Annotated in this window: 25 protein-coding genes; 7 read left to right on the forward strand and 18 right to left on the reverse strand. The window is 63.9% G+C overall.

Annotation, left to right across the window (positions count from 1 at the left end):
- Window positions 1–144: 144 nt before the first annotated feature.
- The 11 genes from bchE to CK489_RS07200 all read right to left on the reverse strand — a co-directional run bounded on the left by bchE (window position 145) and on the right by CK489_RS07200 (window position 8,941).
- Window positions 145–1,671: a magnesium-protoporphyrin IX monomethyl ester anaerobic oxidative cyclase gene (gene bchE, locus CK489_RS07150; RefSeq protein ID WP_095731761.1), complete on the reverse strand. Its 1,527-nt coding sequence runs from the start codon at window positions 1,669–1,671 to the stop codon at window positions 145–147.
- Window positions 1,672–1,836: 165 nt separating this feature from the next.
- Entirely contained in the window at window positions 1,837–2,577 is a 741-nt protein-coding gene (locus tag CK489_RS07155; RefSeq protein WP_050628731.1) for a di-trans,poly-cis-decaprenylcistransferase, read from the reverse strand.
- A gap of 30 nt (window positions 2,578–2,607) precedes the next feature.
- The gene (locus CK489_RS07160; RefSeq protein ID WP_198960850.1) at window positions 2,608–3,027 is read right to left on the reverse strand and encodes a transcriptional regulator; all 420 of its coding nucleotides are present in this window, start codon (window positions 3,025–3,027) and stop codon (window positions 2,608–2,610) included.
- Window positions 3,014–3,631: a hypothetical protein gene (locus CK489_RS07165; protein WP_050628729.1), complete on the reverse strand. Its 618-nt coding sequence runs from the start codon at window positions 3,629–3,631 to the stop codon at window positions 3,014–3,016. The genes CK489_RS07160 and CK489_RS07165 overlap by 14 nt, the downstream gene beginning before the upstream one ends.
- A 94-nt stretch (window positions 3,632–3,725) precedes the next feature.
- A complete protein-coding gene (locus tag CK489_RS07170; protein WP_095731763.1) occupies window positions 3,726–5,183 on the reverse strand; it encodes an IS4 family transposase in 1,458 nt (485 codons plus the stop codon).
- Window positions 5,184–5,344: 161 nt separating this feature from the next.
- Complete coding sequence (locus CK489_RS07175) at window positions 5,345–5,701, reverse strand: DUF1428 domain-containing protein (RefSeq protein WP_095731764.1); 357 nt, start codon at window positions 5,699–5,701, stop codon at window positions 5,345–5,347.
- Window positions 5,702–5,831: 130 nt separating this feature from the next.
- Window positions 5,832–6,569 (reverse strand): DUF899 domain-containing protein, encoded by a 738-nt coding sequence (locus tag CK489_RS07180; RefSeq protein WP_050628727.1) that lies wholly within the window; start codon window positions 6,567–6,569, stop codon window positions 5,832–5,834.
- A 16-nt stretch (window positions 6,570–6,585) separates the two neighbouring features.
- Entirely contained in the window at window positions 6,586–6,933 is a 348-nt protein-coding gene (locus CK489_RS07185; RefSeq protein WP_198960851.1) for an SRPBCC family protein, read from the reverse strand.
- The gene (locus CK489_RS07190) at window positions 6,933–7,391 is read right to left on the reverse strand and encodes an ArsR/SmtB family transcription factor (RefSeq protein WP_095731765.1); all 459 of its coding nucleotides are present in this window, start codon (window positions 7,389–7,391) and stop codon (window positions 6,933–6,935) included. Before CK489_RS07190 ends, CK489_RS07185 begins: the two co-directional genes overlap by 1 nt.
- A 132-nt stretch (window positions 7,392–7,523) precedes the next feature.
- Window positions 7,524–7,805 carry a DUF3551 domain-containing protein gene (locus tag CK489_RS07195; protein WP_349626919.1) on the reverse strand — a complete coding sequence of 94 codons (282 nt, stop codon included), beginning with the start codon at window positions 7,803–7,805 and terminating at the stop codon, window positions 7,524–7,526.
- Window positions 7,806–7,969: 164 nt separating this feature from the next.
- Window positions 7,970–8,941, reverse strand: a complete 972-nt coding sequence (locus tag CK489_RS07200; protein ID WP_095731766.1) for a Bug family tripartite tricarboxylate transporter substrate binding protein — start codon at window positions 8,939–8,941, stop codon at window positions 7,970–7,972.
- 217 nt (window positions 8,942–9,158) lie between these two features.
- On the opposite strand from CK489_RS07200, the gene CK489_RS07205 reads away from it, so the two are divergent.
- Window positions 9,159–9,578, forward strand: a complete 420-nt coding sequence (locus CK489_RS07205; RefSeq protein ID WP_095731767.1) for a VOC family protein — start codon at window positions 9,159–9,161, stop codon at window positions 9,576–9,578.
- A 189-nt stretch (window positions 9,579–9,767) separates the two neighbouring features.
- A complete protein-coding gene (locus CK489_RS07210; RefSeq protein WP_095731768.1) occupies window positions 9,768–11,348 on the forward strand; it encodes an AMP-binding protein in 1,581 nt (526 codons plus the stop codon).
- Window positions 11,349–11,450: 102 nt separating this feature from the next.
- On the opposite strand, the gene CK489_RS07215 is transcribed toward CK489_RS07210, so the two are convergent.
- Entirely contained in the window at window positions 11,451–12,740 is a 1,290-nt protein-coding gene (locus tag CK489_RS07215) for a cytochrome P450 (protein ID WP_095731769.1), read from the reverse strand.
- A gap of 154 nt (window positions 12,741–12,894) precedes the next feature.
- Window positions 12,895–13,992 (reverse strand): HD domain-containing protein, encoded by a 1,098-nt coding sequence (locus tag CK489_RS07220; RefSeq protein ID WP_095731770.1) that lies wholly within the window; start codon window positions 13,990–13,992, stop codon window positions 12,895–12,897.
- Between the two features lie 107 nt (window positions 13,993–14,099).
- On the opposite strand from CK489_RS07220, the gene CK489_RS40625 reads away from it, so the two are divergent.
- Window positions 14,100–14,306 carry a hypothetical protein gene (locus CK489_RS40625; RefSeq protein ID WP_143278105.1) on the forward strand — a complete coding sequence of 69 codons (207 nt, stop codon included), beginning with the start codon at window positions 14,100–14,102 and terminating at the stop codon, window positions 14,304–14,306.
- Here the strand turns inward: CK489_RS40625 and CK489_RS07225 are convergent.
- Both CK489_RS07225 and CK489_RS07230 read right to left on the reverse strand, forming a co-directional pair.
- Window positions 14,284–16,569, reverse strand: a complete 2,286-nt coding sequence (locus CK489_RS07225) for a xanthine dehydrogenase family protein molybdopterin-binding subunit (RefSeq protein WP_095731771.1) — start codon at window positions 16,567–16,569, stop codon at window positions 14,284–14,286. The genes CK489_RS40625 and CK489_RS07225 overlap by 23 nt on opposite strands.
- Window positions 16,566–17,057, reverse strand: coding sequence for a (2Fe-2S)-binding protein (locus CK489_RS07230; protein WP_050628720.1), 492 nt, complete (start codon window positions 17,055–17,057; stop codon window positions 16,566–16,568). Before CK489_RS07230 ends, CK489_RS07225 begins: the two co-directional genes overlap by 4 nt.
- 288 nt (window positions 17,058–17,345) lie before the next feature.
- Between CK489_RS07230 and CK489_RS07235 the strand changes: the two genes are divergently transcribed.
- From CK489_RS07235 to CK489_RS07245, 3 genes are read left to right on the forward strand one after another with little or no spacing between them, the layout of a single operon-like run.
- Entirely contained in the window at window positions 17,346–18,134 is a 789-nt protein-coding gene (locus tag CK489_RS07235; RefSeq protein ID WP_095731772.1) for an alpha/beta fold hydrolase, read from the forward strand.
- Window positions 18,131–18,472 (forward strand): hypothetical protein, encoded by a 342-nt coding sequence (locus CK489_RS07240; RefSeq protein WP_095731773.1) that lies wholly within the window; start codon window positions 18,131–18,133, stop codon window positions 18,470–18,472. Before CK489_RS07235 ends, CK489_RS07240 begins: the two co-directional genes overlap by 4 nt.
- Window positions 18,473–18,520: 48 nt before the next feature.
- The gene (locus tag CK489_RS07245; protein ID WP_095731774.1) at window positions 18,521–19,195 is read left to right on the forward strand and encodes a dienelactone hydrolase family protein; all 675 of its coding nucleotides are present in this window, start codon (window positions 18,521–18,523) and stop codon (window positions 19,193–19,195) included.
- A 75-nt stretch (window positions 19,196–19,270) separates the two neighbouring features.
- Here the strand turns inward: CK489_RS07245 and CK489_RS07250 are convergent, their stop codons facing one another.
- From CK489_RS07250 to CK489_RS07260, 3 genes are all read right to left on the reverse strand, one after another.
- Window positions 19,271–20,017: a polysaccharide biosynthesis/export family protein gene (locus tag CK489_RS07250; protein ID WP_050628716.1), complete on the reverse strand. Its 747-nt coding sequence runs from the start codon at window positions 20,015–20,017 to the stop codon at window positions 19,271–19,273.
- A gap of 128 nt (window positions 20,018–20,145) precedes the next feature.
- Entirely contained in the window at window positions 20,146–20,805 is a 660-nt protein-coding gene (gene msrA, locus CK489_RS07255; protein WP_050628799.1) for a peptide-methionine (S)-S-oxide reductase MsrA, read from the reverse strand.
- 115 nt (window positions 20,806–20,920) lie between these two features.
- Complete coding sequence (locus CK489_RS07260) at window positions 20,921–21,238, reverse strand: hypothetical protein (protein WP_095731775.1); 318 nt, start codon at window positions 21,236–21,238, stop codon at window positions 20,921–20,923.
- A 373-nt stretch (window positions 21,239–21,611) separates the two neighbouring features.
- On the opposite strand from CK489_RS07260, the gene rpsT reads away from it, so the two are divergent.
- Window positions 21,612–21,878 (forward strand): 30S ribosomal protein S20, encoded by a 267-nt coding sequence (rpsT, locus tag CK489_RS07265; protein ID WP_021077661.1) that lies wholly within the window; start codon window positions 21,612–21,614, stop codon window positions 21,876–21,878.
- The last annotated feature ends 223 nt before the right edge of the window (window positions 21,879–22,101 follow it).

A 22,101-nucleotide genomic window follows, 5' to 3' on the forward strand; every position in this document is an offset into this window, starting at 1 on the left:
ATCGCAACCTGTATGCTCAACTCGCCGCCTCGACCGCCACGGTTCTTTTTGTTCTGCGCAGTCGATCCGGAAATTATCGCGCTGACGACTCAGGCGTCCAGTCGTCAGCGCCAGTTATCCAGAACCCGGCACGACGGTATCGATTTACGCAGCGCGCGATGTGCCGACGCTGCGCTCGGGCCGCTGCGATGACATCGCTTCTTCTTCACTATCCTGCGGCTCGCCCCAAAATTCCCGCACTGTCGGCCCGTTCTTCAGCCTGCGATCGCGCAGGAAACTGAGAATTTCGTGCGGCCAGACCCGGCGCCCCATCTGCGTGTACCAGCGCATCGCGTGACGAAGTCCGGCGTCGCGATGAAGCAGCACGCGGAGCAAGGCCTTTGGGCGGCATTGCAGCACCATCTCGGTGAACTTGAACCAAAGCAGCACCCGCCATGGCGGCATGTGCCGGGTCGCGAGCACCTGGTGCTTGTAGTCCCAGAGCCTGCGATCGGTCTGGATCACCCGCCGCTCTGCCGCGAGACGGAAATACGGCGTCCAGCGATGCGGCGTGACGTAGAGCATCTGGATCTGATCGGGATCGTAGGACAACAACTGCCGCAAGCCGCGCCAGTGATCGCGATCGGTCTCCTCCTCGAAGCCGACCACCCAGGTCGCCATCGACAGGATGCCGTGCCGGCGCATCAGACGGATGGCCTCGCGGTCGGTCGTGGTGGTCGCGCCCTTGCGGATCAGCTCCAGCTTCTTCTCGTCGGTGTTCTCCATGCCGAGCAGGAAGCGCTGCCAGCCGGCCTTCTTGTAGAGATGCAGGATGTCGGCATCGCGCACGATGTCGTCGGCGCGGGTCGAGCCGACCAGGATCAAATCGACATTCTCCGCGATCAGGGCCTCGAGGAAAGTGCGCCAGGCCTTCTTCGAGACCGTTGGGTTCTCGTCGGCGAAATTGATCACCTTGACGCCGTGCTGGCGATGCAGCCGCGCCAACTCCTTGGCGAAACGCACGGGATCGCGGTGCCGCCATCGTGTCCAGAAGCCGCGCTGGCCGCAATAATTGCAGAGATGCGGACAACCGCGCGAGAACTGCACCACGACGGCACGCAAGCCGCCCCAATAGCTGTAGCGCGCGTGATCGATCAGCTCCCAGCCGACGCGATAGGCATCGAGGTCACGGATGACGGGCGCAGGCGGCGTGACGCGCGGCCCGTAGTCATCGCGGAAGGCAATACCGTTGATGCTGCAGAGATCGTCGCCGGCCTCCAGCGCCCGCATCAGGCGCCGCGCGGTCTCTTCGCCCTCACCGCGCACGATCGCGGTGACGTAGCGTTCCTCGCGCAGGATGTCGCGCCAGTGATAGGTCGGAAACACCCCGCCATAGACGATCCGGACATTCGGCACCGCCTTGACGATGGCCTGCGCCACCTCGGTGATGACGGGATGGCCCGAGGTCGAACCGGAATGGCCGAACAGCACGGCATCCGGCGAAAACCGCGATGCCTCCGCCACGATGGCGGTGAGCGGCATCGGCCCAAACTCGGCATCAAGCAGACAAACGTGATGTCCGTCGTCGATCAGGGGACCGCCGATCGACAGCAGGCCGAGCGGCGGCAGATGGTCGTCAGGAATCCGGCTGCCTATCGCCGGATGCGGCACGTTGATGAGAAGAATGCGCATGGATGATCGCTCCCGCTTTGGTTGGCGTGATCGTTCGTCCCCGCATCTTGTGAAGGAGAGAGCCCAACCCCCCGGCCGGGCTTTTTGGTGTAGCTAGTGCAAGCTCTTTACTTGTTTGGGAATGACCCTTTCGGAAAACCGCTTCGCACTTCTCCGGATCATGCTCTAGAGATTCGCGACCTCCGCCGGTGCGATCGCGGTCAGCCCGCCGAAGCGGCGCTCGCGGCGATGGAACGAGGCGAGCGCGTCGGCGAGATCGTCGGCATCGAATTCGGGCCACATCCGCTCGGTGAAATGCAGCTCGGCATAGGCGCCTTCCCAGAGCAGGAAGTCCGACAGCCGCTTCTCGCCCGAGGTGCGGATGATCAGATCGACGTCGCGCAGACCGGCTTCGCCGGTGATGAGATCGGCGAAGCTCTCACGGCTCAGCTGGCCTGTGCCGGCGGCGCGCACCGCCGCGTTCAGGATCGCGTCGCGTGCCGAATAGTCGATCGCGATGCGCAGGTGCAGCGTGGTGCCGTCGCAGGTCTCGGCCTCGGCGCGGGTGATCGCGGCGGCGATGCCGTCGGGCAGCCGGTCGCGGCGGCCGATCACGGTGAGGCGGACGCCATTGCGCACCAGCGCTGCGATCTCGTTGGCGAGATAGAACCGCAACAGTGCCATCAGCGCCGTGACTTCGGCTTTCGGGCGGCGCCAATTGTCGCTCGAGAATGCATAGAGCGTCAGCGTGCCGACGCCCTGGTCCGGCGCGGCCTCGACGATGCGGCGGATCGCCTCGACGCCCGCTTCGTGTCCGCGCAGCCTCGACAGGCCGCGCCGCGTCGCCCAGCGGCCGTTGCCGTCCATGATGATGCCGACATGCAACCGGGCGTCGGCTTCCGGCTTGAGCGCAACATTGCTTTGCATCACAAAGTCTCCGGGCAAAAAACGGGATGATCAAACCGGCTGGATACCAAGGCCGCCAGACGCGCCTTCGTCCTTGCCGGCGGTCTTTTCAGCCTTGCCGGCCCTCTCGGCCGTGCCGGCCGCCTTGGCCGCGTCGCGCACCAATTGCTCGAGCACGGCGAGATAATCGAGGAAACGGCGGCGGCCGCTCCTGGTCAGACGGCAGGTGGTGTGCGGGCGATTGCCTTCATAGCCCTTGATGACGTCGACCAGGCCGGCCTCCTGCAGCACCTGCAGATGCCGGCTGAGATTGCCGTCGGTCAGGCCGCAGAGCTGCTTGAGGTCGGCGAAGGCGAGCCCCTTCGGATGCGCCATCAGCGAGGTGAGCAGACCGAGCCGCGCCTTCTCGTGGATGACGCGGTCGAGGCCATCATAGGCGAATGGCGCGGTGGTCACGTCAGTCTTCGGCATCATGGCCTCCGGAAGCGAAATACAACAGCGCTGCGAGCAGCAACTGGCCGATCGCGAATGGCAGTCCCATGGTCCAGGGCGACAGCGCGTGGCTCTGGCTTGCGATCAGGAGCACCGTGAAGCCCGACAGGAAATACCAGGCGCCGCCGAGCGCGATCGTGCGCGGCAGCAGGCGGACCGAGGCGAACACCGCGAGGCTGACCAGCACCTGCCACAGGCCCGGCAGCATCCACAGCGTCTCAGGCGCGAATTTCCATTGCAGGACTGCGAGCAACACGCCGGCGATGACGGCGGGAACGAACTGCTCGATCGCCTGCTGCACCATCGCGTCCGCAAGACCGGAATGATGCCGCCGCGAGCGCGCCTGCATCTCGATCCAGATCAGTACCGCCGACAGCAGGGCGGCCGCCGCCCAGCCTGCAAGGAACGCGATCGGATGAGCCGTGGGATCGTCGAGCCAGAGATATTGGGCAAGCGCGGTGACGAGCGCGATGCCGCTGGTGGCGGCGACGGTCGCCGGGCCGTAGCCGCGGAACGCCGTTCCCGCCGCAATCTGGCTGCGGATCGCGAGAATATCGGCCAAGGCCTTGTCGAGGTCGCGCATGGTTTGCCCGCACTTTGTATTGCAAAGTATACGGGATCACCAAGTAAACGCAAGCGGCATCGCGCCGCCTGCCGAGCGTGATGTTTAACGGCTTTCAATTACCCACAAATTCTCCTCCGACCATGGCGCCCAGCGCGATGTCGGTGAGGCGTGACAGCCCGCGCCACATGACAGTATTGCCGGGCGGCGGATCGCTGGCGCGGGCGAGATAACCGCCGAGCCGGGCGATCTTGATCAGATAGTGCGAGAGCGTTTTCTGTCTTGCTTTTGGTTTGTCGTTGACGAGGCGATCGAGCACGCCGATTTCAGTCGCAGTCAACGCGAGGGTTGGCGGCGCGTCTGGGGCGGAACGGTTGAGCATCGTCATCCAGAAGACCCGCCAACTCAGGATGCAAAAGAGCGAGATCAGATTGGTCAGACGCTGGGCGCTCCTGAGCTTCGACTCCTCAGCTTTGCAGCCCGATTTGAGGATCTTGTGGAACACCTCGATCTTCCATCTCAAAGCATACCATTCGAGCTTCTCAATGGCGTCGGTACGGGAACCAACAGGCAGGTCGGTGATCAGCTTCCAATCGATCTTCTTTCTGTTTTTCGGCGTCCCGCGCTCTTCGACATGGATCACCGTCAGGGTCAGAGCGGGATAGCGCTTCTGCTTTCCGATCGGCGGCAGGACGCGAATCTTGCGATACCTGATCTCAAGAACGGCCTGGTCGGGATCGCCGTTGCTGTCTCTGACTTCGATGCGATGGAGCCCTTTGACGGCGACCTCGTCCATTTCGTCGGCGATCGTGTGATCCCCGTCTCCAGCCAAGCGGTCGACGCAGGTCCTGATCAGGAAATGAGTTCCGATCTCCTGTGCTGCGCAGAAAAGCTCGTAGATGTCACTCTCGCGATCACCAATATGGACGCATCGTCCCGGATGATCCAACAGCTGCGTGGACTGCTTGAGATTTTCCAACCACCGGACGCTTTCCTTTTTCTCGATGGGAATCCGGGTCGGATTGATCTTCTTTTTAAGTGCTGCCGTCCCCTTAAATTTCTTCCGGGTCCAGAACTTAACGGCCGCCAATCCCAGCGGCACCCCCTCGATTGTAACTGCGAGGCTCGAATGCATCAGGATGCCGCAAACCGTGTGCGATCTGAGGCGACCCGCCTTATCCCGTCCACTGTTGATACTCTTGGTGATGCCAATCGCTTCTGACTTCTCGCGTTGATAGCTGAACTCGGTTGTATCGTGCAGCACAAGAACGAGACCTTCAGTGGCGGCGGCACGATCACCTGTCGATTGGAAATGACCGCCCAGAATGTCCGCTTCGCTGACCCGGTCGTTAGAGAAGAAGCGGTAGGCTGCCTTGGTATTCGCCCAATCCTGGCAGACGAGCGGAATGCTTTGTCCCATTGCGCTTCCAATCTGCGTGAGCAGTTTGCGGAATCTAGCGCCGAGCCGCGCGTCCCTAAACTCGCATCCGCTACTCTCTCGATCAATCCAACATTCACCTTCCAAGGACCGCAAACAGCCTTTTGCCGATCGATCCCTTAATGTCAGCTCCATAGAGCACCCCTCGCGAATCAGGTGCTCAGAAAGGAATCACAAGTGATTCTTTCGATTCAAGATTTCGCCGATCAGCGGATCAGCCCGAGTGGTCAAAGTTATGGGTAATTGAAAGGTTTAACGGACGGTTACTGCGCGGATTGCGGCGAATCCGTGCCGCCTCAGACCTTCACCAGGCTCGCAAAGCCGCCATAGATCATGCGCTCGAGATCAAACGGCGTGGTTTTCGGATCCATCGACGCGAAGCGCGGATCCGCCATCACCTTCGCGTTGATCCTGTCGCGCTGGGCGCGCGACTTGTAGGTGATCCAGGCGAACACGACGGTTTCGCCGGCCTTCAGTTTCACGCTCTGCGGAAACGAGGTCAGCTTGCCCGGCTTGACGTCATCGGCGACCCACTCGCGATAATCCAGCGCGCCATGTTCGCGCCAGACCTTGCCGGCCATCTTCGAGAGCTTCGCATAGGCATTGAGTTTCTTCTTCGGGACGGCGACGACGAAACCATCGACGTAAGGCATTGGAGGATTCCTGCTGTTGTTTCCCCGTCATTGCGAGCGTCAGCGAAGCAATCCATCCTTCCAGACGTTGAGAAGTGGATTGCTTCGTCGCTGGCGCTCCTCGCAATGACGACATGCGACGCGCTACGCGTCAGGAGTGACAGCAGGATGCCTGAACCGGCGCCGGTTGGTATTGGTCACGTAGCCGCACCCAATCCATCGGATAGGGCAGCCCCTCCTCGTGGCGACCGAGCGGCGTCAGGTCGAGATAGTGATAGGCCGCATTCATCATGTCGAGGCCGCGGGCGAATGTGGAATAGGTGTGAAACACCGCGCCGGCGTCATCGCGGAAGAACACGCTGATCCCGGGCAGTTCGGGCCCGTAGAGCGGGGTCGTTCCATAATTGTATTGCGCGTTCCCGGCGTCGATCTGCTCGGGGGTGAACGAGACCGCATAGTCGTAGTTGAAGTCATTCTCTCCGGACGAGATCCAGTCGAAGGTCCAGCCCATTCGCTGTTTGAAGGCCTCGAGCTTGGCCAGCGGTGCGCGCGAGATCGCGACCATCGTGGTGTCGCGTGCGGCCAGATGCGGAACCATGCGCTCGAATCCGTCGACCCAGAACGAGCAGCTCTTGCACGCCGCGTCCCATTCCGGCGCGAACATCACGTGCTGCACCACGAGCTGCGGCCTGCCCTTGAAGAGATCGCCGAGCGTCACTTTGCCGCCGGGCCCGTCGAACACATAGTCCTTGTCGACCTTGACCCAAGGCAGTTCGCGGCGCTGCCGGCTCAGCGCTTCGCGGGCTTGCGTCAGTTCCTTCTCGCCGACCATCAGCGCCTTGCGGGCCGCGGTCCATTCTTCGCGCGAGACGATCTTGTGCTGAGACATGCGATGCTCCTTCGTTTCAGGCGTCGACGTACTGTTCGAGATTGCCGAGGAACTCGGTCCAGCCGCGCTGGTGGTTGTCGCGCGCGGTCTCGTCGACGAACTGCGCGTGGTGGAAGGTGAGCAACGTGCCGCCGCCGTCGGGCCGGATCGACACCGTCACCTCGGAGACGCGCTCCGGCGTCGAATGCCAGGCCCAGCTGAACACCAGCCGTTCGTTCGGCACCACCTCGCGATAGACGCCGCCGACCTCGTGATACTCACCATTGGTGCCGGTGAACTTGATCCGGTAGCGGCCGCCGACGCGGACATCGAGCTCGGCCTGCGTCGTGCCGGGCTTGACCTGCCCCGGACCGAACCACTGCACTAGGTTTTCCGGCTCGGTCCACGCGGCGTAGACTTTTCCCGGCCGGGCGCTGAGGCGCCGCGTGAGGGTGAGGCTGGGACGCGCGGCAAGGCCGGCGTCGGCTGCGACTGCGGATTTGTTGGCTGCCATGGGTTCTCCTCCACAAAAGCGGCAAGGCGGTCGAGATTGTCGGACCAGAATTGCGCATAGCGATTGAGCCAGTTCATCGCCTGCTCCATCGGCCGCGCGGTGAGCCGGCACGCCACCGTGCGGCCGGTCTTTTCGCGCGCGACCAGACCGGCATCCGTGAGCACGTCGAGATGCTTCATGATCGCCGGCAACGACATCGCGAATGGCTGCGCCAGCTCGCTCACCGACAGGCTCTCCTGCTCGCCGAGCCGCGCCAGCAGCGCGCGGCGGGTGGGATCGGAAAGCGCCGCGAAGGTGCGGTCCAGCGTTTCGTCCTGATACTTAACCATATGGTTTGGTATAAGCGCAAACGGCACGGCGTCAAGCGCGCGTCTTCACGATCGCGCGACGGCGGGTGGACCGCCACGGCGATCGTCGGGAGCGTCTCAAGGCCGTCGCGCGCGGCGCCGGCTTGAAGTTTGCTAGTCTGGGTAGACCGTCCGGTGCCGGCGTTGATGGCGGCGCGGCGGCGGCGGCTCGCTGAACAGAAAGCGCGGATTCTCCCCGCAAGCGAGGAAGCGCCCCGATACGCTCGCGAGGCACTGCTCGTAGGTTCGGTACGCGCATTCGCCGGGATAGCCCAGGCTCGGCCCCTGCGCACACCACGGATAGTCATAAGGATCGGCGGAAGCAGGCGAGATGCTCGTTGCGCCGGCAAGCGTCATCGCTCCCAGGACAAGCATTGCCATTTGCGATGTGCGCACGATCCGCCTCCTTGAGATGCCGCAGTCAAAGCGTGGCATCTTGGGTAAGGTTCCTGAAGGTCGTTTTATTCCGCGTCAAGGCCCCGCAATTTGCCGCGCAGGACAGGCATCGCCGCGCGGATCAGAGCTGTCCGCGCGGTTCAGCAACGCTTCACGTCCGCGGTCTACTCGACCTTGAGGCCGGCGAACTCGACCACTTTCTTCCACTTGTCGGTTTCGGCCTTGATGTCGTTGCCGAACGCCTCCGGGGTCTGGATCAACGAGTCGCCGCCGAGTTCGACCAGGCGCTTCCTCATGTCGGGTTCGGCGAGAACCGCGTTGATCTCGGCGTTCAGCTTGGCGATCAGCTCCTTCGGCGTATTCTTCGGCGCGCCCATGCCGAACAGCGCGCTCGCCTCATAGCCCTTCACGGTCTCGGCGATTGCGGGCACGTCGGGCAGTTGCGAGGATCGCTCGGTGGTCGTCACGCCGAGCGCGCGCAGCGAACCGGAGCGGATGTGCTGGATGATCGAGGGCATGTTGTCGAAGATCACCTGCACCTGGCCGCCGAGCATGTCGGTGATCGCGGGCGCGGCGCCGCGATACGGCACGTGCTGCATCTTGCAGCCGGTCATCGACATGAACATCTCGCCCGAGAGATGCACCGAGGTGCCGTTGCCCGAAGAGGCCATGTTCACCTTGCCTGGATTGGCCTTCACATATTCGATGAACTCGGCGACCGTCTTGGCCGGCACATCCTTGTTGACGGTCATCACGTTCGGCACGCGGTTGAAGGAGGCAACCGGCGCGACGTCGCGCACGAAGTTGAACTTCAGATTGGTGTAGAGCGAGGCGTTGATGTAGTTCGCCGGATTGACCAGCAGGACGGTGTAGCCGTCCGGCTCGGCGTTGATCGCAGCTTCGGTGCCGATATTGTTGCCGGCGCCCGGCTTGTTCTCGATCACGAATTGCTGCCCGAGCTTCTCCGACAGCCGCTGGCCGATCAGGCGCGCGATGATGTCGGTGGCGCCGCCCGGCGGATAGCCCACGATCCAGCGCACCGGCCGCGCCGGATAGTCGGCTGCGGATGCGCGGCCGATCGCGAATGTCGAAATCCCCGACCCGATCAGGCCCAGCGCGGCGCGGCGTGAAAACATGAAGTCTCTCCCAATCCAGCAGGGTTTGGCCCCCTGCCCGTTTCTGTTGCGTTGCGTGCGGCGCCGTTTTAACAAACAATGTCAGATGCGACCAGTGCGACACGTGCGACACTGACCGCGACGAAAGACTAAGCTGCAATCTTGTGATGGCGCGTTTTCTTCACGCGAACCGGTGTCCACTTCGCTCGAAAACGCTCTGGACCGAAGAGGATCGATCATGTCCGTCAAGGTGAATGGGCTCGACCATCTCGTGATCAACGTCACCGATGTCGTGCGCTCGGTTGCCTGGTACAGCAGGATCCTCGGCATGGAAGTAAAGGTGTTCGATCCCGGCAAGGGCAAGGCACCGCGTACCTCGCTGGTGTTCGGCAACCAGAAGATCAACGTGCGGCCACGCTATGCCGACAAGGTGGAGTGGTTCACCGCTGATCACGAAGCGCCTGGCAGCGACGATCTCTGCTTCCTCACTTCGAGCACGCCCGAGCAGGTGGTGGCGCATCTGAAGGCCAACGGCGTGAAGATCGAGGAAGGCCCGGTGGCCAAGCAGGGGGCGCGCGGCACGCTGCGCTCGGTGTATTGCCGCGATCCCGACGGCAGCCTGATCGAGATTTCGTCGTACGAAGACGGCGCGAAGTAGTTTTTTGTTGCGTGCTGCGGCTCGCGCGGATGCGCGGCCGATGACAGGCCCGCGAGGCAATCAGGCCTTCCGCGCGGCGGAACAGATTGCGCCAGCGCGGCGCTTCCGATTTGCGCTCGGCGCACGCCGATGGCAGAACTGCTCCCAACCAAGATCAATGGCGGCCGGCAAGGCTGCGCGGGAGGGCGTATGGCCAGTTCAAATGCAGTGCCGGGTGTCGTGGGTCCATTTGCGGGGCTCGACGTGCCATGGCTGCTCAGGATGCGCGCCGAGGTGCGCCGCGATCATCCATTCCTGATCTGGGCACCGTTCGATGCGCCGGCACGGCGCTGGAGCTACGGCGAATTTCACGAGCGCGTCGGCGCGCTGGCCGCGGGCCTCGCCAAGCGCGGCATCAAGCAAGGCGACTATGTCCTGATCCATCTCGACAATTGCATCGAGGCGATCATGTCGTGGTTCGCCTGCGTCGAGCTTGGTGCCATTGCCGTCACCACCAACACCCGCTCGGCGGCGGCCGAGATCGAATATTTCGCCGGCCATTGCGGCGCGGTGGCCGCGATCACCCAGCCGGCCTATACCGAACTGATTTCGGCCAACTGCAAGGGGCTGCGCTGGATCGCCGTCACCTCGCACGACGCGGGACAGGCGCCGGCCCAGCCGCCCGCGCGCGGCGACAGTTTTGAGGCGCTGTTTGGCGACAGCGCCGACCGGCCGAAGCGTCCGATCGATCCGCTCGCACCGTGCAGCGTGCAATATACCTCCGGCACCACGTCGCGGCCGAAGGCGGTGCTGTGGACGCATGCCAACGCGCTGTGGGGCGCCAAGATCAACGCCGTGCATCAGGACCTGCATGGCTTCGACGTGCACCAGACCTATCTGCCGCTGTTCCACACCAACGCGCTGGCCTATTCGATGCTGGCGAGCCTGTGGGTCGGGGCAACCTGCGTGATCCAGCCGCGCTTCTCGGCGAGCCGGTTCTGGCCGGTGGCACTCGAGCACGGCTCGACCTGGACCTCGACGATCCCGTTCTGCATGAAGGCGCTGCTGGAGCACGAGGTGCCGAAGCATCACGAGTTCCGGCTCTGGGGCACCGCCGTGAACGAGCCGCCGCCATTCGCCGTATTCGGCATCAAGATCATCGGCTGGTGGGGCATGACCGAGACCATCACCCACGGCATCATCGGCGAGGTCGACCAGCCGAACCCGCCGATGTCGATCGGCCGCGCCGCGCCGGAATACGAAATCCGCATCACCAATGATGACGGTACCGCGACCGGCGTCGGCGAGACCGGCAATCTGCTGATCAAAGGCATTCCCGGCCTGTCGCTGTTCGCCGAATATCTGCACAACGAGAAGGCGACGCGCGAGAGTTTTGACGAGCACGGCTACTTCATCACCGGCGACCGCGTCACGATGCTGGAGCGCGGCTATATCAAGTTCGGCGACCGCTCCAAGGACATGCTGAAGGTCGGCGGCGAGAACGTCGCGGCCTCCGAGATCGAGCAGGTGATCGCCGTGGTGCCGGGTGTGCGCGAAGCCGCCGTGGTGGCGAAGAAGCATCCGATGCTGGACGAAGTGCCGGTGGTCTTCATCATCCCGCAAACCGGCGTTGCGGCGCTGCCGGCCGATTTGCACGACAAGGTCATGACCGCCTGCCGCTCCGCACTCGCCGACTTCAAGGTGCCGCGCGAGATCCGCTTCGTCGACGAAATGCCGCGCTCGACACTGGAGAAGGTCGCGAAAGCGGAGCTGAGGAAGATGCTGGAGTGACGTCTCTCCGTCATCGCGAGCGAAGCGAAGCAATCCATTGCTCCGCATATGCCGAAGCATGGATTGCTTCGTCGCTTCGCCCCTCGCAATGACGGATAGAACTCAATTCACCTCGAACCGGATCGGCAGCTTCTTCGGGCCATTGACAAAATAGGCCTGCGTCATCTTCACCTCGCCGTCGAGCGACAGCGACTTCAGATGCGGCAACAGCTCTTCGAACAGGATGCGCATCTCGAGCTTGGCGAGATACTGCCCGAGGCACAGATGCGCGCCATAGCCGAACGCGACGTGGCGATTGGGCTTGCGGTCGCTGCGGAAGCGATCAGGCTCCTCGAACACCTCTTCGTCGCGATTGCCCGAGGCGTAGCACAGCATCAGCCAGTCGCCTTTCGCGATCTTGCGGCCCCCGAGCTCGGTATCGGCGGTGGCCGAGCGCATGAAATGCTTGACCGGCGTCATCCAGCGGATCGACTCGTCGACCAGGCCCGGGATCAGTTCCGGGTTGGCCTTCACCTTGGCGAATTCCGCGGGATCCCTGGCCAGCGCCCAGATCGCACCCGCGGTCGAGGACGAGGTGGTGTCGTGGCCCGCGGTCGCGACGATCATGTAGTAGCTGGTCTGATCGTGCTCCGGCATGTACTCGCCGCCGATCTTCGCATTCGCAATGACGGTGGCGAGATCGTCGCGCGGGTTCTGCCGGCGATCCTCGGTGATCTTGCGGAAATAGGCGGAGAAGTCGGCGATGATCGCCTGCAACATCACCGAGACCTGCTCTGCGCTCAGCGCGTCGCGGACCCGTGCCGTGTCGGGATCCTGCGGGCCGAACAGTTCCTGCGTCAGCTTGAGCATGCGCGGCTCGTCCGCCTCGGGCACGCCGAGGATCTCCATGATGACGTGCAGGGGATAGCCGAGCGCGACGTCCTCGACGAAATCGCAAGCGCCGCCGCGGTCGAGCATGCGCCGCACGGTCGCGCGCGCGATCTCGCGGACGCGGCCCTCGAATTTGCCGAGATTATTCGGCATGAACCAGCCCTGCGTCAGCGCGCGGTATTTCGGATGGTCCGGCGCATCCATCTGCACCAGCGAGCGCACCAGATTGGGGCTGCCGGTGATCTTGCGAACGCGCTCCTCGAGCGCCCGGTTGGTCAGCGTGGTCGGCCGGTCGGCATTGTGGAACAGGTCGTTCTGGCGGCTGATCGCCTGGATATGCGCGTGCTTGGTCACCACCCAGAACGGATCGAACTTCTCGGGACGGGCGATGCCGAGCGGATTGTTGGCGCGCAGCCAGCGATAGCTGTCGTGGATGCGATCGTCGGCATAGGCGACGGGATCAACGAGGGTCGCCGCGATGTCGGCGGGGATGTCGAGATCCCCGGTCGTTGCCGTGTCCATGTTCGTCCTCACCTGTCCCAGCATCGGGTCGCGCCGATGATCGCCGAAATCTAGGCAGGGTTAAGGACAAAGGACTTGCGTTGATTGGCTACAAACCCCGCCGCACACGCTATTGCGAGGCGTGACGGCGCAATGACGGCGGGGGAGGACGTCCTCAATAGTGCCCGAACGCGACCGGGCGGAACGCCTGCAGCAATTGCTGGTCGAGCTTGCCGCCCATCTCCTCCATCATGGAGAACGCCTTGGCATGGGTGAACTGCAGCCGGTAGGCGCGCTTCTCGACCAGGGCAGCATAGACATCGACGATGGTGGTGACACGAACGATGTCGCTGATCTGGTTGCCGCTGAGGCCGTTCGGATAGCCGGTGCCGTCGAGGAATTCGTGGTGATGCAGGATCACGTCGAGCATTTCCGGCGGGAAACCGCCCTGCGCCGACAGCGCCTCATAGCCGCGGCGCGGATGCTCGCGCATCTCGGCCATTTCCTCGACCGTCAGTGCGCCGGGCTTGTCGAGCAGCGCGACCGGAATGAAGGCCTTGCCGACATCGTGCAGCAGCGCCGCGCGCGCGAGCCGCCGCTGGTCGTCCTCGCGCATGCCGAGATGCTGCGCGAACGCAACCGCAAAGCCGGTCACGAACAGGCAATGGCGATAGGTCTCCTGGTGATGGCAGCCGACCGTGGTCAGCCATTCGCGCAGCGAATTGTGCTTGATCGCCTTGAGGATCTTGTTTTCGGCGGCGACGATGTCCTCGAACTTGAGCGGCTCGCCGGCGCGCATCCGCTCGAATATCTTGACCATCACGGCATGCGCGGCCTCGACGCCGCGGTTGAGCGCCTTGCCGCGATCGGTCTCGTCATAGCCGCTGTTGTCGGGGAATGCGGCGCGGATACGCTGCAGCAGGCCGCGCGCATCGAACGGCCGCGAGATCGTGTCGGTGGCGCCGAGCGCCCAGGCCTGCATCGAGGCGTGGTGCAACGCATCTGCCAGCACGAACAGCCGCGGCATTTCGCGATAGGCATCGCCCTGCAGCTTGGCGCGGACCAGCTGCACGGCTTCAGGCGAGCGCAGGTTGATATCGACGACGATGCCGGAGAGATCCTGGGCCGGCTGCTCGGGAATATCCGATGTCAGAACGGTATCGACCTCGCCGACCGAGCGCAGGATGCTGGCGAGTTCGTTGCTTTGATCGCTTCGATCTGACGCCAGCAGGAGACGGCGCTTCGAAGTCTGATTATTGGCCAAGGCAGTCATGGGATCCCCGTCGCGGTAACGACCGACACCGGACGCTACCTGACGATGCGTTCCCTCCGGCTTAATGGGGATGCTGAACGGCGGTTAAGCGCAATGGATACAATTTGATGGACCGCAAATTCCGCCAGCAAGATCAGGCGGCCCGCAAATCAACCCCGATGCGGGCGTCACGGCCGGATGATGAATTTTTGCAGGTTCGAAGATGCTGGTGGCGCCACGGCCTGCTGCCGGCCGGGCGCAAAAAAACGCCGGAGAGCGATCCGCTCCCCGGCGCTGCATTGGTTCAAGCGGTTAAGCCTTCATCGCAGCCTTGACGGCCTCCGCGGTGATCGGCAGACCGCGGACACGGGCGCCGACCGCGTTGAAGACGGCATTGCCGATCGCCGGCGCCACCACCGTCACCGCGGGCTCGCCGACGCCGGTCGCCTTCTCGCCATTGGCGATGACGTTGACCGCGACTTCCGGCAGCTGGCTCATCCGCAGCGGCGTGTAGCTGTCGAAGTTGGTCTGCTCGATGCCGCCGTCCTTCAACGTCGCCTTCTCGAACAGCGCCAGTGACATGCCCCACAGCGCCGCGCCCTCGACCTGGGCCCGGATGCCGTCGGGATTCACCTGCGTACCAACGTCGGTCGCAACCGTCAGCTTCTTCACCGTCACCTCGCCCGACGGGGCGACCGCGACATGAGCGACGCAGGCGGTCCAGCTCGCCGTGGCGCGCTCCTGCGACGACACGCAGGCAACGCCCATGCCTTCGCCCTTGGGCAGTTGCTTGGTGCCGTAGCCGGCAAGACCCATCGCCGCGAGCAAGGTGTTGCGGAGACGCTGCGCGCCGCCGTCATTCTTGCCCTTGCCGTCGAGCAGCTCGACGCGAAGCAGGGCCGGGTCCTTGCCGGTCGCATGCGCGATCTCATCGACCATGCTTTCGACCGCCCAGAACGTCCAGCCCGGCGCCACCGAACGGAGCTGCCCCGAAGGAGTGGCGTTGTGCGCCATCTCGTTCTTGATCGCCCGCACATAGTGGTTGGGTACGGTGTAGAAGAAGTCCGAGCCGTTGACCGTGAACGCGTCGAGCGGTCCCTTCTTGTCGACCGAGGGCGACAGGAAGTCGGGAATGCCCCAACGCTGGGTCGGCCAGGCCGAGACGACATCGTGGCTCAATGCGACGAGCTTGCCGTCGCCGTCCACGCCGGCCTTCACCTTCTGGTAGGTCAGCGGACGCGAGAAATCCATCGTCATGTCGTTCTCGCGCGTGTAGATGACCTTGACCGGCTTGCCGACCGCCTTTGCCGCCTGCACCGCGGGCACCATCATGTCGGCGTCGAGACGCCGGCCGAAGCCGCCGCCCAGCCACATCTGGTGCATCACCACGAACTTCGGATCGATCCCGGCAGCGCCGGCCGCGATTGCGCCGGAGCGCGTCGCGAACTGGTTGCCGGAATAGATGTGCAGGATGTCGCCCTTGAACTCTGCAGTGGCGTTCATCGGCTCCATCGGGGCGTGGATGTTGATGTTGGTGGTGTATTCCGCCTCCAGCACCTTGGCCGCCGTGCCGAAGGCCGCGTTCGGATCGCCGTCCTTGACGAAGAACTGGCCGGAATCGCTCAGGCCCTGCAGCCGCTTGGCTTCGGTGAGCAGCGATTCGCTCGACAGCTTGGCGTTGGGGCCGCCGTCATAGTCGATCTTCAGCGCCGCCGCCGCCTTCTTGGCGTTGGCATAGGTGTTGGCGACTGCGACGACCCAGCCGGTCGTGGTCGTGGTCTTGTCGTCCAGCGTGACGGCCTTGATGTAGCCCGGCACCTTCTTGGCCGCGCTATCGTCGACCGCCTTCACGGTGGCGCCGTAGCGGACCGGCGGGGTGACCAGCGCGCCGTAGACCATGCCCGGCAGCATCACGTCGATGCCGTACTTGGCCGTGCCGTTGACTTTCAACGGGATGTCGAGCTGCGGCACCGAGACGCCGATCATGGTGTACTGATCCGGCGACTTCAGCTTGATCGCCTTCAGATCATCCGCCGTGAAGGTCTTGGTCGCCTTGCCGCTCTTCACCACCTCGGCGAACGACATCGACTTCTTCGACTTCGGATGGCTGATCGTGGACGCACGCACCACCAGTTCGCTGGCCGGCACGCCCATCGAGGCGGCCGCGGCCTCGGTCAATGCGATGCGGCCGGCAGCGCCGGCGCGGCTCATGGCGTCGAAATTCATCATCGTCGACCAGCTGCCGCCGGTGATCTGCGCACCCAGCACGGGGTCGTTGAACTTCGGATCGTTGGAGGCGAGTTGAACCCGCATGTCCTTCCAGTTCGCGCCGAGTTCTTCGGCCACGATCTGCGCCATGGTCGAGGCGACGTGCTGGCCCATGTCGGCCTTGCCGCAGGTCACGGTGACGAGACCGTCGGGCGCGATCGCGTACCAGACGCTCGGCTCGAAATTGGCGGGTGCGGGCGCCGCGAGCGCCTGGTCGATGCCGGACCCGGCATAACCGAGCACGAGGCCGGTTGCAGCGGTGCCGACCAGGAAGGAACGGCGGCTGAGGTCGGTCGTCTCGGGAGCGAGGTTCTTCACGTGCTTGTTCATGTGGCCCTCCGCTCGGATCCGGTGGCCGATGCGGTGCGCATGTCGGACGCAGCGCGCATGATCGCCTTCTGGATTCGTGAATAGGTCATGCAACGGCAGAGATTGCCGTCCATATGCGCGACCACTTCTTCCTTGGTCGGGTTGGTGTTCTTCGACAGCAGCGCCGCTGCCTGCATGATCTGGCCGGACTGGCAGTAGCCGCATTGCGGCACTTGCTCGGCGACCCAGGCCTTCTGCAGGGGATGTTCGCCCTTGGCGGAGAGGCCTTCGATGGTGGTGATCTTCTTGCCGACGGCGTCGGCGACCGAGGTCTGGCAGGACCGCACCGCTTCGCCGTTGAGGTGAACCGTGCAGGCGCCACAGAGACCGGCGCCGCAGCCGAATTTGGTGCCCGTCATCTGCAATTGCTCGCGGATGACCCAAAGCAGCGGCGTGTCATTGGCCGCCTCGACGGACATATTCCGTCCGTTGATATTGAGATTTGGCATCTCTCTCCCCTTCCGGTGTAGGAAGCCGCTTACGGCGGCAACTCACTGTTGGGTCTTGGCTGCCGCCCACCGGGTAAGCGAACAGTTGCCGAAACAATGATCCGGTTCCCGGCTGGAGGCAATCCAATTTGGAATTGCTCGAAAAGAATAAATTTCGGAGACTGCCGGTTGTGCGATGCGGCAACGGCATGAAGCTTTTGAAATGCCAGTAGTGATGCCGTATCGATCACTCCTACCAAGGTCGGTAGCGCTGTCGGACCTGACATCGACAACACAAGGAGCCCGTGAATGGCCAAGCTCAACCGAGGCGGCGTCGACATCTATTATGAGATTCACGGCAGCGGCCCGCCTTTGATCCTCACCCATGGCTATTCGTCGACGTCTGCGATGTGGCAGGGCCAGATCGAGGCGCTGTCGAAGCGGCACAAGCTGATCCTGTGGGACATGCGCGGCCACGGCCAGTCCGACTATCCCGATAACCCGGACGCCTATAGCGAAGCCCTGACCGTCGGCGACATCGCCGCCCTGCTCGACACCGCCGGCGCCGACCAGGCTGTTGTCGGCGGCCTGTCGCTCGGCGGCTACATGTCGCTCGCCTTTCACCGCGCCCATCCGGAGCGGGTGCGTGCGCTGCTGATCATCGACACCGGCCCGGGATTCAAGAAGGACGACGCCCGCGAGGTCTGGAACAAGCGCGCCCGCGACACCGGCGACCGCTTCGACAGCGAAGGGCTCGAGGTGCTGAAGTCGCTCAGCGCCGAGCGCGCATCGGTCAGCCACCGCAACGCCCGGGGCCTCGCGCTCGCCGCGCGCGGCATGCTGGCACAGCGCGATGCCCGGGTGATCGAGTCGCTGCCTGACATCAAGGTGCCGTCGCTGGTCGTGGTCGGCGCCGACGACACGCCGTTCCTGGCGGCCTCCGACTACATGGCGGCGAAGATCCCGGGCGCGCAGAAGGTCGTGATCCCGAACGCCGGCCACGCCGTCAACATCGACCAGCCGCAGGCCTTCATCGATGCGGTGTTGCCGTTCCTCGACGGTCTTGCCGCGAACCCGCCCGGAAAGGCCGCCTCATGAAGACGATTGTCGCAGCCTTGTTGCTGACGCTGGCAGCGACGAACGCGAACGCTCAGAAGCCACGGCTGTTCGCCGACCCGGCGACGCCGACCTTCACCGCGACGTTGTCCAACAACACGCCGCTGGCGTTCGGGATGGGCGTCGCGGACGCGCAGCGCGCACTCGGCACGCCCTTCACCTATGTCAGCGGGCGGCCCGGCAACGAGATCTTCCTGACCTTCCGCGACCTCGGCGGCAGCGGACTGTTCCCGCACCACGACCGCCTCTTCCTCCAGTTCCGCAAACACCGGCTAACCGGCTGGAAGGCCGACTGGGGCGAGAACTGGATGTGGCGCTAGCCCTCGTCAAAGAACTTCATGCAACCCCCAACATGACAAGGATGGACCATGGGACAAGACATCAAACTGAAGGCTTCGGACGGATTCGAACTCGGCGCCTATCGCGCTGAGCCCACCAGTGCGCCGAAGGGCGCTGTCGTGGCGATCCAGGAGATCTTTGGCGTCAACCACCACATCCGCTCGGTCTGCGACCGGCTGGCGAAGGAAGGCTATGTCGCGATTGCGCCCTCGATCTTCGATCGCATCACGCCGAACTTCCAGAGCGGCTATTCGCCCGATGAGGTCGCCGAGGCACGCAAATTCGTCGCCAATCCGGACTTTCCCGCAATGCTGCGCGATAGCCAGGCGGCGATCGACGCGGTGAAATCGGTCGGGCCGGTCGGCATCATCGGCTTCTGCCTCGGCGGCAGCATCGCCTATGCGGCCGCGACCAAACTCTCCGGGCTCTCGGCCGCGATCGGCTATTACGGCGGCGCCATCATCCGCTTTGCCGACGACAAGCCGGCCGTGCCGACGCAGTTGCATTTCGGCGAGAAGGATGCCGGCATTCCCTTGAGCGATGTCGAGACCATCAAGTCGAAGCGGCCCGAGGTCGAGGTCTTCATCTATCCCGGCGCGCAGCACGGCTTCCACTGCGACGAGCGCGCAAGCTACGACAAGGCCAGCGCCGACATCGCCTGGCCGCGCAGCATGGAATTTTTCGGGAAGCATCTGCGGAAATAGAACGCGACTCTCGTCATTCCGGGATGCGCCGCAAGGCGCAGGCCCGGAATGACGAATGATGAGTGATCGTCTTGACTAAAACCAGCGCTCGCCGACGAACACCGTATCGCCCGGGCTCATCGGCGTGCCGAGCGGCACCACGAAGCGACCGGCGCCTGATGCATCGGTGTGGGTCAGCGTCACGCTGTCGCGCTTGGCCCGCGGCGAGAAGCCGCCGGCGATCGCAACTGCGCTCTCGACGGTCATGTTCGGCACATAGGGATATTGGCCGGGGGCCTGGACTTCGCCGAGGATGAAGAACGGCCGATAGGACTCGATCTCGACCGCCACCGACGGCTCGCGGATGAAGCCGTTGCGTAGCCGCGCCGAGATTTCACCGGCGAGGCCTGCCGGCGTACGGCCGCGCGCGGGCACCGAACCGATCAACGGCATGGTGATCGCGCCCGCGGCGTCGATCGCATAGGAGTTGGTCAGGCCCTCCTGGCCGTAGACCACGACGCGGAGCTTGTCGCCCGGACCGAGTTGATAGGAGTTGTCGTAACCGACGGGCCCACCCGGTGCGGCGGCATAGACGACCGGGGCGGCGACCGGCGCGACATAGCCATAACCAGGGGAAGCGCTGGCGAAGGCGGAACGCAATGCGCTGATGGCACCACCGCCTCCGTCGGCGACCGGAGCGGGCGCGTAGGCCGGGCCATAAGTAACGGCATCGACGCCTTGCGGGCCGACCGCGACGGGGCCGGACGTGCTCATGCAGCCAGACAGCGCGAGCGCAGCCACAACGGCAGTGATCGGCAATCGTAACGCGCGTGCAACCGGCACCGGACCTATCCCTCAACGGCGAGACAGGCCCAGTCATGCACCTCTTATGGTTAATAAAGGGTTTGCGCGGCCCCGACTGGGGAGCCGGAAGACCCGCCTCCCCATCGATTTGACGCCGGCCGATGCGATCAGGCCGCGGTGACGCCGACGCCGATCGGGCAGGACACGCCGGTGCCGCCAAGCCCGCAATAGCCCGCCGGGTTCTTGGCGAGATACTGCTGATGATAGTCCTCGGCGAAGTAGAACTCGCCCGAAGGTGCGATCTCGGTGGTGATGGCGCCGAGACCCTTGGCGGCAAGCGCCTTCTGATACATCGCCTGCGATGCATCGGCGGCTTTGCGCTGCGCGTCGCTGAACGTGTAGATCGCGGAACGATACTGGGTGCCGATGTCGTTGCCCTGACGCATGCCCTGCGTCGGGTTGTGATTCTCCCAGAACGTCTTCAGCAATTTCTCGTAGGGGATCTTCTTCGGGTCGAACACGACCAGCACGACTTCGGTATGGCCGGTGCGCCCCGAGCACACCTCTTCATAGGTCGGGTTCGGGGTGTGGCCGCCGGCATAGCCGACCGCTGTGGTGTAGATCCCGTCGCCGAGTTCCCAGAACTTGCGTTCCGCACCCCAGAAGCAGCCGAGCCCGAACACCGCCTGCTCGAGGCCTTGCGGATAGGGCGGCGTCAATCTGCTGCCATTGACGAAATGCGTGGTCGCGGTCGGGATCGGCGTCGCGCGGCCCGGCAGCGCCTCGGCGGCGCTTGGCAACGCGGTGGTCTTGCGCATGAACAACATGGATACCTCCAGGCGGGACATCGGCCGACGCGGGCTGCGGCCTGCGGGCCGGCTGTCACCTATATATGTCCTTACGCAAATGATGGCAGCCCCGTTACTGATGGCTGCGGCCAGTTCAGTCGCGCGCGTAGCCGATCAGAGGCTTGCGCGGCCGGAACAGGATCATCAGCAGGATGCCGACGATGCCGAGCACCGCGAACACCGGCTGCTCCAGCAGCAGCCGGATCACATCGTTCCAGAGCCACGGCGCGAAGCGATCGACCCAGGCATGGAACGCCTGCTGGCTCGACTGGTGGATATCGTTCCAGAACTGGCCGAATTGGGTGAACCGCAGGCTCTGGTCGGCGACGTAGCGGGCTCCGTCATAGACCATGAAGATGAAGCTGCCGGCCAGCAGCAAAAGGCCGATCAGACGGAAAAAGCCGCGGATCATGCGTCACCCAAACTCCCTGTCGCGCCCCACGCGTCGTCAGGCCTTACCGGGCGCCCCCTGGAAATTCAACCTCTTCAGCGGCTTGTCCGGCCCCCGGAGGCCGATTTCAGGCCCTTTTTCGCCCCCGAAAGCGTTGACGCTACCGCCTGCGCCATCTATAAGACCGGCCGATGGCGGCGGGCGCAATCCTGCCGCCGCTGTTCTTTGGACAGTGCCGCATGCGGGGGCAGCAGTTTTGCGCTCTTTGCATGGCCGCCTCAAGGACACCCAAGTCAATACCTTGGACAAATGCATCAGAGTTGAGATTTGAACCGGCCGGTGCGCGCGAAGCCCGACCACCGAGCGATCACCGCCGAAGGACAGTTAGAGAACCATGGCCAACACCACCTCCGCCAAGAAGGCGACCCGCAAGATTGCCCGCCGCACCATCGTCAACAAATCGCGTCGCACCCAGATGCGCGGCGCGGTGCGCACGGTCGAGGAAGCGATCAAGAGCGGCGACCGCGAGGCGGCACTCAAGGCGATGCGCAAGGCCGAGCCCGAACTGATGAAGGCAGCGCAGCGCAACATCATTCACAAGAACCTCGCGAGCCGTAAGGTGTCGCGCCTCACGCAGAGCATCGCCAAGCTCGCCAAGTAACAGGCCGGCCGGCACGCTGGCCAATCGAGCTGACTGAAAAACACATCTGTCACGAAGCCCGGCTCGCGCCGGGCTTTTTGTTTTGTCGCGACTCTAGTCGTGCAGTTTTTTATAGCCCGATAACAATCCGCATTGCTGCGCACCGAACTGCGTGCCATGTTTCGTCGCGCGTCCGTAGTTCTACCGGCAAATATGCTTAACGCACTGCACTCGCGCAGAGATT

The organism is Bradyrhizobium sp. UFLA03-84, from assembly GCF_002289535.1.
In the GTDB taxonomy this organism is placed as follows: domain Bacteria; phylum Pseudomonadota; class Alphaproteobacteria; order Rhizobiales; family Xanthobacteraceae; genus Bradyrhizobium; species Bradyrhizobium viridifuturi.

Excerpts from the sequence above, each read along its gene's own strand:
- bchE (WP_095731761.1), bottom strand. The coding sequence starts at position 1,671 with ATGCGCATTCTTCTCATCAACGTGCCGCATCCGGCGATAGGCAGCCGG.
- CK489_RS07155 (WP_050628731.1), bottom strand. The coding sequence starts at position 2,577 with ATGCAAAGCAATGTTGCGCTCAAGCCGGAAGCCGACGCCCGGTTGCAT.
- CK489_RS07160 (WP_198960850.1), bottom strand. The coding sequence starts at position 3,027 with ATGCCGAAGACTGACGTGACCACCGCGCCATTCGCCTATGATGGCCTC.
- CK489_RS07165 (WP_050628729.1), bottom strand. The coding sequence starts at position 3,631 with ATGCGCGACCTCGACAAGGCCTTGGCCGATATTCTCGCGATCCGCAGC.
- CK489_RS07170 (WP_095731763.1), bottom strand. The coding sequence starts at position 5,183 with ATGGAGCTGACATTAAGGGATCGATCGGCAAAAGGCTGTTTGCGGTCC.
- CK489_RS07175 (WP_095731764.1), bottom strand. The coding sequence starts at position 5,701 with ATGCCTTACGTCGATGGTTTCGTCGTCGCCGTCCCGAAGAAGAAACTC.
- CK489_RS07180 (WP_050628727.1), bottom strand. The coding sequence starts at position 6,569 with ATGTCTCAGCACAAGATCGTCTCGCGCGAAGAATGGACCGCGGCCCGC.
- CK489_RS07190 (WP_095731765.1), bottom strand. The coding sequence starts at position 7,391 with ATGGTTAAGTATCAGGACGAAACGCTGGACCGCACCTTCGCGGCGCTT.
- CK489_RS07200 (WP_095731766.1), bottom strand. The coding sequence starts at position 8,941 with ATGTTTTCACGCCGCGCCGCGCTGGGCCTGATCGGGTCGGGGATTTCG.
- CK489_RS07205 (WP_095731767.1), top strand. The coding sequence starts at position 9,159 with ATGTCCGTCAAGGTGAATGGGCTCGACCATCTCGTGATCAACGTCACC.
- CK489_RS07210 (WP_095731768.1), top strand. The coding sequence starts at position 9,768 with ATGGCCAGTTCAAATGCAGTGCCGGGTGTCGTGGGTCCATTTGCGGGG.
- CK489_RS07215 (WP_095731769.1), bottom strand. The coding sequence starts at position 12,740 with ATGGACACGGCAACGACCGGGGATCTCGACATCCCCGCCGACATCGCG.
- CK489_RS07220 (WP_095731770.1), bottom strand. The coding sequence starts at position 13,992 with ATGACTGCCTTGGCCAATAATCAGACTTCGAAGCGCCGTCTCCTGCTG.
- CK489_RS40625 (WP_143278105.1), top strand. The coding sequence starts at position 14,100 with ATGGACCGCAAATTCCGCCAGCAAGATCAGGCGGCCCGCAAATCAACC.
- CK489_RS07225 (WP_095731771.1), bottom strand. The coding sequence starts at position 16,569 with ATGAACAAGCACGTGAAGAACCTCGCTCCCGAGACGACCGACCTCAGC.
- CK489_RS07230 (WP_050628720.1), bottom strand. The coding sequence starts at position 17,057 with ATGCCAAATCTCAATATCAACGGACGGAATATGTCCGTCGAGGCGGCC.
- CK489_RS07235 (WP_095731772.1), top strand. The coding sequence starts at position 17,346 with ATGGCCAAGCTCAACCGAGGCGGCGTCGACATCTATTATGAGATTCAC.
- CK489_RS07240 (WP_095731773.1), top strand. The coding sequence starts at position 18,131 with ATGAAGACGATTGTCGCAGCCTTGTTGCTGACGCTGGCAGCGACGAAC.
- CK489_RS07245 (WP_095731774.1), top strand. The coding sequence starts at position 18,521 with ATGGGACAAGACATCAAACTGAAGGCTTCGGACGGATTCGAACTCGGC.
- msrA (WP_050628799.1), bottom strand. The coding sequence starts at position 20,805 with ATGTTGTTCATGCGCAAGACCACCGCGTTGCCAAGCGCCGCCGAGGCG.
- CK489_RS07260 (WP_095731775.1), bottom strand. The coding sequence starts at position 21,238 with ATGATCCGCGGCTTTTTCCGTCTGATCGGCCTTTTGCTGCTGGCCGGC.
- rpsT (WP_021077661.1), top strand. The coding sequence starts at position 21,612 with ATGGCCAACACCACCTCCGCCAAGAAGGCGACCCGCAAGATTGCCCGC.